The organism is Brevibacillus sp. FW306-2-1A-C05A (assembly GCF_058781555.1).
Genome location: NZ_JBYSWV010000052.1, coordinates 24,358 through 31,457, shown reverse-complemented (window position 1 = coordinate 31,457; position 7,100 = coordinate 24,358). Strand labels below are relative to the sequence as shown.

The following is a 7,100-nucleotide window of genomic DNA, read 5'->3' as shown; positions in this document are numbered from 1 at the left end:
TGGATTACGGCTAAGCAGGCAGCGTACACCATCCCGCCTAAAGCGAATAATAAAAATCCTTGGAAAGTGGATTGGTATCGCTATAAAGAACGGCACTTGGTGGAGTGCTTCTTCAATAAAATCAAACATTTTCGACGAATCGCTACTCGTTACGACAAGCTGGCCAAATCATTCCTAGCGTTTGTATATGTCGCGTCCATCTTTAAACTAACTCAATAATGAGTTTTCAGACACATCCTAGTAATATTGACAAAATCCTTTCTCTCATCATCTGAAAGATAAGTGCCATGTACATTCTCAGCATAAGAAAATAAATTTTGAGAAAATCCACCGATCAAAAAAACCAATAGATAACTCCCAAGTAGGAGTACTATTTTAGACTTCCTCATTAAAATAACCACCTCTACGTCGTGATAATGCAACTAACAACTAAAGTTAAATGTTTTTTTCATAGAGAAGGGGGGGAAAACGTGCAATGGATATCATTAAAACAAAAAACTATTTTATACCACAAAATACATATTATTACATAATTTAAAAATAACATACTTTTCCTGTTCAGTCAATAAACTATTTGTCGCAATAGTGCTTAAAATATTCGTTACTCTATGATTGAGATACTTCCCAACTGCTTAGTAATCCGACGACACGTCCACTTTTCCTCAACACGCAAACGAAGTGCTTCGATTTTCACGAATTCTTGTTATGATTAAAGCTTCTGTCCTTTGGTTGCCATAAAAATGCCCCCCTAGAAGTCATCGGATTTCCCTATGGATTTCCAATCTCTATTCTAAAGGGTGCACTCAGCAGTCGAACTGGAGTTTTCGGAATACAAAAACACAAAAAACCCTTGGGAACCAAGGGTTTAAATACTTTCATATGGTGGAGCATAGCGGGTTCGAACCGCTGACCTCTACACTGCCAGTGTAGCGCTCTCCCAGCTGAGCTAATGCCCCATTATGTATGCTGTAGCGGGTTACCGCCTCAATGATCTCAGTATAGCACACCTCTCTATTACAGTGCAAGCGAAAAAAACGGAAAAAGTCAGGCTCGTCATGAAAAAAATCTCCCGAATAGCTCACTCACATTTCAATCACTCCCCCCACTCAACACCCACAGTTCAAACTCCGAAAACAAAACCAAACCCAAAAACGCCCCTGTCTATCATCCTTCCTATGTACTCCACCGCCATCCAACACCTCCATCTGCCAGCTTCCCTTCCGGCACTTCCTCGATGAAATAAGAGCTGTCTGAAACAAGGGCTGCCGAAGCCAACAGGCCATCACCGCCCCTTCGCCTCCTAAGCCTTCTTCTCCTCAACCTCTCCCTCCATAAACCGGACCAAATACACCTCCGGCTGCGCCAAAAACTCCGCAAAGCTGCCCAGATCGGCATACTCCCCATGCTCCTCATCGTAGCAACCAATCATGCCTTTCTCTTCGGATTCCACACCAGATGCAGATGCGAATAGTTGTCGATATCCGCAGACAGACGCAGCAGCTTTTGCCGCCCAACTTTCAGTTCGATCGTATCCGCCAACGAAAAGAAATCAATATACCCCATCCCGTACTCGTTTTCCGCAAGCTCCACACGCAGATTGTCACCAGTGAGAAAACGAACCAGCTCGGCAGACAGCTTGTACGTTTGCAGCTCATACTTCCTGTTCTCCACATCATGAAACTTTGCAGGCTCCAACGATTTCAAATAGGCGGCCAGTTCCTCGTGCTTGCTGCTGACAGCGATGGTGTAGGGGCGCTCGCCGCCTTTTTCCGCCAGGGTGACGTCGGCGCCGCGTTCGACCAGATGCTTGGCCATGGCGAGATTGCCCATGCGCGTTGCGACGGTTAGTGGAGTCGCCCGATACGGATAGACCATGTCCGGCTGGTTGTAGTTGATGTCGACTCCGTGATCGAGCAAGTAATCGACGGTTTTCCGGTCGTGGTCGGATACGGCCATGCGCAACACGTCGCCTCCATGCAGCCTGATATCGAGTCCCAGTTCGTGGATGAGCGGAATATTCTTTTTGTTGCCGTAGTACGCTTGGGCATACGCGCCGGAGCCGACCCGGTTTTTCATGTCCAGCCGCGCGCCTTGGGCGGCGAGGTAGCGGACGATGTCTTCCTTGCAATAGCGGACAGCGATGAGAAAAGCAGGTTCGTCCTTCGCATTCAGGTTGACGCCGTGCTCAACCAGGAGCTTGACCACCTCCAGCTTCTCCGCTACTAGCGCCAGCTCCAACGGGCTTACGGTCGTATATTGGCTCAGGACAAGCTTTTCTTCTACATCCCAGCCTGCCGCAATCGCCGCCTGCAAAGCCGCGACGTTTCCCTCGTAAATGTGTGCTGCGATTTCCGGCAGCACCTCAAAACTCCCGATATCTTTCAGTTTGACCATCTGCCCTGACTCCTCCCCCGCCTCAAAACCTGCCTAATTTATAGTCAAAATCTATGTAGATGCAAAAGCTACGTAAAGTATAGAAAAGCTGTTGGAAAAAAACAACAATCCGAAAGTCCGGTCCAGCCAAGCGCTTACGCAAATCTCCCTTCTCCCGGCTGGCCGTGTTAGCCATGAGACACCCTTTGGAGACGCTACCATTCCATGAAAAAAGAGGCGCCCCTTGATCGAACAATCGACCATGGAGACACCCCTTCTGGAATTAGAATTAGATGAATTTAAATCTGTTCCTGCTCTTACCTACCGCACCGTCACCACAATCGGCGTTTTCTTGCCGCCGTAGCTGACGTAGATCGTCGCTTTGCCCGAGCCTGTCGCCTTGATGACACCGTCTTTCACGTCTGCGACCAGCAGACGCGAAGTAGTCCACAAGGCTGGCTTCGTGACGTTTGCCTCAGAGCCGTCCGTGTAGGTGGCGATGGCGTTGACTTGCTTCGTTTCGCCCTTGTTCATGATGACCTGGACGACGTCTGTTTTCAAATATTTCAGCGTGTCTACATCGACAGGGACGGAGACGCTCTTGTCGTTGTATTTGGCTGTAATCGTGGACTTCCCGTAGGCGAGCCCTTTGACCAAGCCTTTGGAGACGTCTGCTACCTTGTAGTTGCTCGTCTTCCAGTCAGCAAGGCTGGTGACGTCCATGGTGCGTCCGTCTGACAAGGTGGCGGTCAGCTTGATTTGGACGCTGCTGCCATTCGATTTCAGGCTGACAAAGCGCTTGTCCGCCTCCAGCTTGGTGACGATTCCCACTTCCACCGGAAGGGTTACAGACTTGCCGCCGTACTTGAAGGTGATCGTGGCGCGGCCATTGGCAAGGCCGCGTACTTTGCCGTTTTCCACGTCGGCTACCTTCAGGTTGGACGAGGTCCATTCCGCGGTTTTGGAGACGTCAACGGTTGCGCCCGAGCTGTCTGTCGCCTTCAATTCAACTGCCGTGGAGTCATTGACGTTCATAATCACCAGGCGCGGGTTGATCGTCAAAGTTTGCGCTTGATCGACCTCTACGGCAACCGTCACGCTCTTGCCTTCAAACGTACCTGTGATCGTTGCTTTTCCGGAAGCAACGGCGGTAATTTTGCCCGCGTTCACTTCGGCTACCGCACCGGAGGAGGTAGTCCATGTCGCCTGGTCATTGATGTTGTCCTTGACTGTGCCGTCCGCGTAGGTGGCGGTCAGCTTGACTTCCTGGCTGTCGCCTTTGCTCAGGACCAGCGACTTTTTGTCCACGGTCAGCGATTGCAGCACGCCGATGGATACCGGAATGTTGATCGAGCGTGTCCCATAAGTCGCCGTGATCGTCGCAGCCCCGGTGGATACACCTGTTACCAGTCCCTGGCGCACAGTGGCTACTGCTGGCGCGCTGGATGTCCAGGTCACTTTTTGGGTCACATCTGTGCTTGTTCCGTCAGGGAAAGCAGCAGTTACTGTTACCTGCTTGACATCTCCGACCTGGATCGCGACTTTGGCCGGGTTGGCGGTCAAGCTTTGCGGCACATCCACGTCCACGACCAGCGTAGCTGTCTTCCCGCCGTATTTGGCGGTCAAGGTCGCCGTCCCTGCTTTGTAGGCGGAAATGGTTTTCCCGCTGGCAAACACGATATCCGGGTGATCCGAGGACCATTCGAGCTTGTCGGTAATGTTCTCGCTCTGTCCGTCGGCAAAAAAGGCTTTCACAATGACGTTGTTGCCATTTGGCGCACTTCCGATTTCCACGGTTTTGCCGCTTGCCATCGTCAGGTAGGACGGGATGATGTCCAGCGAGCGCGGCACTTCTACATCCACCAAGATTTGTACCGTTTTGTTGCTGTATTTGGCGGTGATGATGGCTTCGCCTGAAGCGACAGCATAAATTTTTCCGTTGCTGTAGTACGCAACATCTTCACGGTCCGAAGACCACTCTGCCTTGTCATTGACGTCTACAGGCGTAGACGAGTTGGCATAGGTGGCTTCCAGCTTCACCGGCTTGTTTTCTCCCACCTTCAAAAATACGTTCTGGGGAGTCGCCACCAGCCGTTGCGTATTGTCGACGTCAACCTTGATCGTTGCGGTCTTGGTGCCGTATTTGGCTGTGATGGTAGCCGAGCCCGGACCGTATGCCGTGATCGTCCCTTTCAGCGCGTCGGCTACTGCCGGGTTGTCCGAAGACCATTCGGCTTTCGCTGCTACATCGTTATCTTCCGGAGTGTCGTCAGGGAAGATCGCGAGCAGTTTGATTGTTTCCGAGCTTGTGCCAGGGTTGCCCAAAAGCAGGGACACTTGTGTTTTGCTCGGAATGAGGCGGTGAGCGATTTCCACGCTGACCTGTACGCTCGTCGTCTGGCTGCCGTACTTGGCCGTAACGGTTGCCGTACCGGAGCTCAAGCCTCTGATCTTGCCGTTAATGACGGTCGCAACTGCCGGCTTGTCGATTGACCAGTCGGCTTTTTCCGTTACGTTTTCAGGCTCGCCTTCGCTGTAGTAAGCCGTCAATTCAACCGTTTTCTCTTCCCCGATCCGGGTGTTGACGGACTGCTGATTCAGCGACAGCGCCTTTACTTTTTTCGTGACGTTTACATTGACGATAGCTGTCTTGCCCATATATTCCGCAGTGACTACGGCGTTTCCGACAGCCTTGGCTGTGATTTGTCCCGAGTAGACGTTAATCACCTTGCCCTGGTCCGGGCTTTGCCAATTCGTCTTCACTGTAACCTCTTCCGTTTTCCCGCTCTCATAGATGGCCGTCGCCCCTACGGAAACGGTGTCACCCAACTCTAGCGTTACCTCGTTTTTGGTCAGTACAAGGCGGTTGATGACTTCCGCAGCCAATCCGATCCCTGCACTTCCGGTTCCCACAAATAGCAGGACGGCCAGAAACAAGAGCATCGTTTTTTTCCAGAACATTGCCAGCCTCCCTCGCAAGTAAGAAATTTGCTGTTTTTCGAAACCATCTCACCATTACTATATCGGCATTTGCGAGAAATAATTTACCAGTTATTTATGTCGGCTATGTGTCGAAGCGTGTAACTAGATAGTAGTTGCAACGTCTAAATAAAGAGAATGATCGAGCATTTGCACGAAAAAGAGAGATGCGAGGGAGCAACGATAGCATGAAAAAACTGCGAAAACGAATACGAGATTTTTTTCCGCGCAGAGCGCTGCGGGCGCTCACCGTCGTCGTTCTGCTCGGCGGAATGTGGGTCGGCTATCATTGGCAACGGATTGAAGAAACGGCCGAGCAAGCTGTCCCCCGACACGCCGATGTCGGCATCGTGCTGGGGGCTGCTGTGTGGGGAGAAGGCCCAAGTCCCGGACTGCGCGAGCGGTTGGAGCAAGCCGTCCAGTTGTACCGGGATGGCTACGTGTCTGCCTTGCTCGTCACAGGCGGACTGGGCGAGGGAAAAACGAAAACAGAAGCAGAGGTCAGCCGGGACTATCTGGTCGCCCACGGCATCCCGGCAGAGCACATTCTCATGGAGAACCAGTCCACCAGTACATACGAAAACCTGCTGTACGGCCAGCAGGCTTTCGACGACTATCGTATGCACCATGTGTTGATAATTAGCCACGACTACCATTTGGCCCGCGCAATGACCATGGCCGAATCGCTTGGGTGGAACGCCTCTCCGGTCGCCGTACACTCGCATGTCTTGTTCGGGCCGTACCATCGGGGCAGAGAGGTGCTTGCCATCTCGTACTGGGAAGCCTCCCGCCTCTTCGCGTTAGCTGCCCGCTCGATGGTTTTGGCGGCGGATTTCGTAAACGTCCACGAAGTGACGAATCCGCTCCATGATCCGCGCCGCCTTTGTCTGCTCAATCCGGTTGCCATTTGAGATAGACAAATGCTCCTGTAGCTCCTCCAGCGAGTAGTTCGAGGTAAACAGCGTCGGCAAATGGTTGTTCGCCCGCTGGTTCAAAATGACGCCCAAAATCTCGTCCCGCACCCACGGCGTCAAGTTTTCCGCCCCGATGTCGTCGAGGATGAGCACAGGCACTTCCTTGAGCAGCTCCAGCTTCCCAGCGTACGACTGGTCCGAGATCGAATCTTTCATCTCGCGGATAAAGTCGGGCACGTACACGAGCAGGGAAGCGACATTGCGCTCGGACAGCTCGCGGCCGATCGCGCCCATGATGTAGCTTTTTCCGACGCCAAACGGGCCGTGGAAATACAGGCCCTTGACCCGCTCGCCCGTACCTACCTTTTCACAAAACTGGATCGCCGCTTCCACCGAGGCCAAATTGTCGGCGTCGATGACCATTGACTCGAAGCTCGCGTTCATCGTCTCTTCGGACACGTAGTAGCTGCGCATGAGGCGACGGCGGCGCACCTCTTCCTCGTGCGCAAGCTGCTTGGAACAGGGCCTGATCGAGCTGACGATGTTGCCGTGGGCCACCTCAAGCTGGGTGCTGTGACCCCTGACCAGATTCGGGCACTCGCCAAGCCCCGGACAACGCTCGCACCAATACTGCTCCTTGACTGCTGTATAAATGCTGGAGAGCGAGCGAAGGTAATCGTCTCGGGTCAATGCCGGGTGCTCCGCCTGAAAAGCTTTCAAATACGCAGACGAACGGAACATTTTATCCAATTGCTGATCGGGTGTCAGCAGTTGACGCGGCGTTCGCTTGGCAAGCTCCTGCATGAACTCGCTGATAGATTCCATATTCCCTCA

3 protein-coding genes, 1 tRNA gene and 2 pseudogenes are annotated in these 7,100 nt (G+C 52.5%); 2 read left to right on the top strand and 4 right to left on the bottom strand.

What is annotated here, in order from left to right; all coding sequences use genetic code 11:
- Positions 1 to 219, top strand: a pseudogene (locus tag AC3WJN_RS22155) (IS5-like element ISLpl3 family transposase); the annotation flags it as partial.
- Between the two features lie 661 nt (positions 220 to 880).
- Here AC3WJN_RS22155 and AC3WJN_RS22150 read toward each other — a convergent pair.
- From AC3WJN_RS22150 to AC3WJN_RS22140, 3 genes and pseudogenes are all read right to left on the bottom strand, one after another.
- Positions 881 to 956: transfer RNA gene (locus AC3WJN_RS22150), tRNA-Ala, on the bottom strand.
- Between the two features lie 344 nt (positions 957 to 1,300).
- Positions 1,301 to 2,394 (bottom strand): annotated as a pseudogene (locus tag AC3WJN_RS22145) (ankyrin repeat domain-containing protein).
- Positions 2,395 to 2,694: 300 nt separating this feature from the next.
- A complete protein-coding gene (locus tag AC3WJN_RS22140) occupies positions 2,695 to 5,334 on the bottom strand; it encodes an Ig-like domain-containing protein (protein WP_007784766.1) in 2,640 nt (879 codons plus the stop codon).
- A 206-nt stretch (positions 5,335 to 5,540) separates the two neighbouring features.
- Here AC3WJN_RS22140 and AC3WJN_RS22135 point away from each other — a divergent pair, with 206 nt between their 5' ends.
- A complete protein-coding gene (locus AC3WJN_RS22135; RefSeq protein WP_007784768.1) occupies positions 5,541 to 6,263 on the top strand; it encodes a YdcF family protein in 723 nt (240 codons plus the stop codon).
- Here the strand turns inward: AC3WJN_RS22135 and dnaI are convergent.
- A complete protein-coding gene (dnaI, locus tag AC3WJN_RS22130; RefSeq protein ID WP_005833880.1) occupies positions 6,153 to 7,091 on the bottom strand; it encodes a primosomal protein DnaI in 939 nt (312 codons plus the stop codon). The two genes, AC3WJN_RS22135 and dnaI, sit on opposite strands and share 111 nt — an antisense overlap.
- Positions 7,092 to 7,100 lie beyond the last annotated feature (9 nt).

Coding starts and splice junctions, on each gene's coding strand:
- AC3WJN_RS22135 (WP_007784768.1), top strand. CDS start 5,541: ATGAAAAAACTGCGAAAACGAATACGAGATTTTTTTCCGCGCAGAGCG.
- AC3WJN_RS22140 (WP_007784766.1), bottom strand. CDS start 5,334: ATGTTCTGGAAAAAAACGATGCTCTTGTTTCTGGCCGTCCTGCTATTT.
- dnaI (WP_005833880.1), bottom strand. CDS start 7,091: ATGGAATCTATCAGCGAGTTCATGCAGGAGCTTGCCAAGCGAACGCCG.